Origin of the sequence: Pseudomonas sp. 2VD (assembly GCF_005503585.1) — a bacterium.
GTDB classification, from domain to species: domain Bacteria; phylum Pseudomonadota; class Gammaproteobacteria; order Pseudomonadales; family Pseudomonadaceae; genus Pseudomonas; species Pseudomonas aeruginosa.
Window position 1 is genome coordinate 1 of record NZ_SCND01000519.1, and the last position, 3128, is coordinate 3128.

Below are 3128 nucleotides of genomic sequence, written 5' to 3' on the forward strand. Positions count from 1 at the left end.
CCACCGAGGAACAGACCGCAGTGGTCGACTCGCTGAACATGGACATCACCGAGATCAACACCCTCAACCAGGAAGGCGTGGAGAACCTCCAGGCCACCCTGCGCGCCTGCGGCGAGCTGGAAGCCCAGGCCGGGCGCCTGCGGCACCTGGTGGACAGCTTCAAGATCTGAGCCCGTCCGTCCCACAGGCCAGCTAACCGCGAAGCGGTTAGTCGGCGATCATCCAGCCCCCATGAAAAAGGCGCCCGCGGGCGCCTTTTTCATGGCCTGGCGCTCAGCGCCGCTTCTTCCCGCCCATCAACGAGCCGAGCAGGCCACGCACCAGCTCCCGGCTCAACTGGTTGGCCGCCTGGCGCATGGCGCTCTTCACCGTCGAATTGGACAGCAGGCTGCCGAGTATCTGCCCGGCCATGCCGCCGACGCCGGACGAGCTTTCCTGCTGTGCGGGCGCCTGGCCCTGGACCTCGGGCTTGGCGTCCGCCTTGCTCGCCAGCACCTCGTAGGCCGACTCGCGATCGATCGGCTGGTCGTAGCGCCCCTTCAACGGCGACCGCTGGACCAGTTCGGCGCGTTCGCTGTCGCTCAGCGGGCCGATCCGCGAATAGGGCGGCGCCACCGCGACGCGCTGGACCATGGCCGGCGTGCCCTTTTCCTCCAGGGTGCCGACCAGCGCCTCGCCGATACCCAGTTCGGTCAGCACCCCCAGGGTGTCGAACGCCGGGTTCGGGCGGAAACCATCGGCCACCGCGCGCAGCGATTTCTGCTCCTTGGCGGTGAAGGCGCGCAGGCCATGCTGGATACGCAGGCCGAGCTGGGCCAGGACATCGTCCGGCAGGTCGCCCGGCGACTGGGTGACGAAGTACACCCCGACGCCTTTCGAGCGGATCAGCCGGACCACCTGTTCCAGGCGGTCGCGCAAGGCTTTCGGCGTGCCGTTGAACAGCAGGTGGGCCTCGTCGAAGAACAGTGCCAGCACCGGCTTGTCGGCATCGCCGCGCTCCGGCAGTTGCTCGAACAGCTCGGCCAGCAGCCAGAGCAGGAAAGTCGCGTAGACCTTCGGCGCCTCGTGCACCAGGCGGCTGGCGTCGAGCAGGTGGATGCGCCCGCGCCCGTCCGGCTCGGGGCGGAGGATGTCTTCCAGTTGCAGGGCAGGCTCGCCGAAGAAGGCCTCGGCGCCCTGCTGCTCCAGAGTGGCCAGGCGGCGCAGCAGCGCCTGCCCGGAAGCGCCGGTGAACAGCGCCCGGTCCTCGCCGAGGATCTCCGGATTGTCCTTCAGGTGGTTGAGCAGCGCCTTCAGGTCCTTCAGGTCGAGCAGCAGCAGGCCTTCCCGGTCGGCCACCTGGAAGGCGGCGAACAGCGCGGCCTGCTGGCTATCGGTCAACTCCAGGAGGTTGGCCAGCAGCAGCGGGCCCATCTCGCTGATGGTGGTGCGCAACGGGTGGCCGGTCTTCCCGGCGATGTCCCAGAGCGTGGTCGGGTAGGCCTTCGGCTGGTAATTCAGCCACGGCATGCTGGCGATGCGTTCGGCGACCTTGCCCTGCGGGTTGCCCGGCGCGGCGATGCCGCACAGGTCGCCCTTGATGTCGGCGGCGAATACCGCGACACCGGCATCGCTGAAGGATTCGGCGAGGTGCTGCAAGGTCACCGTCTTGCCGGTACCGGTGGCGCCGGCGATCAATCCATGACGGTTGGCCAGGCGCCAGGCCTGCCCTACCGGCTGGCCATCGGGGCCAGCGCCGATCAACAACTCATTCGCTTGCGACATCCATTCATCCTCGGGACTAAAGCTCCGGCACGCTGTGCCGACAGTAAGGGAAAGCCCTTGTACAACGGGGCTTCCAGCGGAACCCGCGTACCAATATGCGCGGGTTCCCGCGAAGGGCGTCGGGCCAGCGCATCGACCCGATCTGGCCGTCCAGCTTCAGCGAAGACCTTCGGGCCTTGCTGAGACAGGAAAAATCGCCATCGTATCCGTATCACGCATTCTTCGGAGCCACCCAGGGAACCGTGGCTTCGTGGCACAAGGCCGTGCCTGGGTCGACGGACTACCCACCCGCGCGACCCGCCCGACGCTGAAAGGCGTACGGAAAGCCCCTGCGCCCGCGGAACGGTCGCAGGGGTCTGGTCAAAGACTGGCGCTACATACTCCTGGACGCAATACAACATGATCAAAAGTCTGAAGTTCAGCCACAAGATCCTCCTCGCGGCCTCCCTCGTGGTGTTCGCCGCTTTCGCACTGTTCACCCTCTACAACGATTACCTGCAGCGCAACGCGATCCGCGAGGACCTCGAAAGCTACCTGCGGGAAATGGGTGACGTGACCTCCAGCAACATCCAGAACTGGCTCGGTGGCCGTCTGTTGCTGGTCGAGCAGACCGCCCAGACCCTGGCCCGCGACCACAGCCCGGAAGCCGTCAGCGCCCTGCTCGAACAGCCGGCCCTGACCTCGACCTTCAGCTTCACCTACCTCGGCCAGCAGGACGGCGTCTTCACCATGCGCCCGGACAGCCCGATGCCGGCCGGCTACGATCCGCGCAGCCGGCCCTGGTACAAGGACGCCGTAGCGGCCGGCGGCCTGACCCTGACCGAGCCCTACGTCGACGCCGCCACCCAGGAACTGATCATCACCGCGGCGACGCCGGTGAAGGCCGCCGGCAACACCCTCGGCGTGGTGGGCGGCGACCTCAGCCTGAAGACCCTGGTACAGATCATCAATTCGCTGGACTTCAGCGGCATGGGCTACGCCTTCCTGGTCAGCGGCGACGGCAAGATCCTGGTGCACCCGGACAAAGAGCAGGTGATGAAGACCCTGAGCGAGGTCTACCCGCAGAACACGCCGAAGATCGCCACCGGTTTCAGCGAGGCCGAATTGCACGGGCATACCCGCATCCTCGCCTTTACCCCGATCAAGGGCCTGCCTTCGGTGACCTGGTACCTGGCGCTGTCCATCGACAAGGACAAGGCCTACGCCATGCTCAGCAAGTTCCGCGTCTCGGCCATCGCCGCCGCGCTGATCTCCATCGTCGCCATCCTGGTCCTGCTCGGCCTGCTGATCCGCCTGCTGATGCAGCCGCTGCACCTGATGGGCCGTGCCATGCAGGACATCGCCCAGGGCGAGGGCGACCTGAC

2 protein-coding genes and 1 pseudogene are annotated in these 3128 nt (G+C 66.7%); 2 read left to right on the plus strand and 1 reads right to left on the minus strand.

Annotated elements, in window-relative coordinates:
- The coding region (locus tag FFS27_RS33915) for a hypothetical protein (RefSeq protein ID WP_171019265.1) at positions 1-170 on the plus strand (170 nt) is incomplete at its 5' end.
- A gap of 103 nt (positions 171-273) precedes the next feature.
- Here FFS27_RS33915 and FFS27_RS30950 read toward each other — a convergent pair.
- Positions 274-1764: a helicase HerA-like domain-containing protein gene (locus tag FFS27_RS30950; protein ID WP_021264185.1), complete on the minus strand. Its 1491-nt coding sequence runs from the start codon at positions 1762-1764 to the stop codon at positions 274-276.
- 399 nt (positions 1765-2163) lie between these two features.
- On the opposite strand from FFS27_RS30950, the pseudogene pctA reads away from it, so the two are divergent.
- A pseudogene (pctA, locus tag FFS27_RS30955) lies at positions 2164-3128 on the plus strand (methyl-accepting chemotaxis protein PctA); the annotation flags it as partial.

What these genes read in the sequence shown, in the direction of transcription:
- FFS27_RS30950 (WP_021264185.1), bottom strand. Translation starts at nt 1,764, where the DNA reads ATGTCGCAAGCGAATGAGTTGTTGATCGGCGCTGGCCCCGATGGCCAG.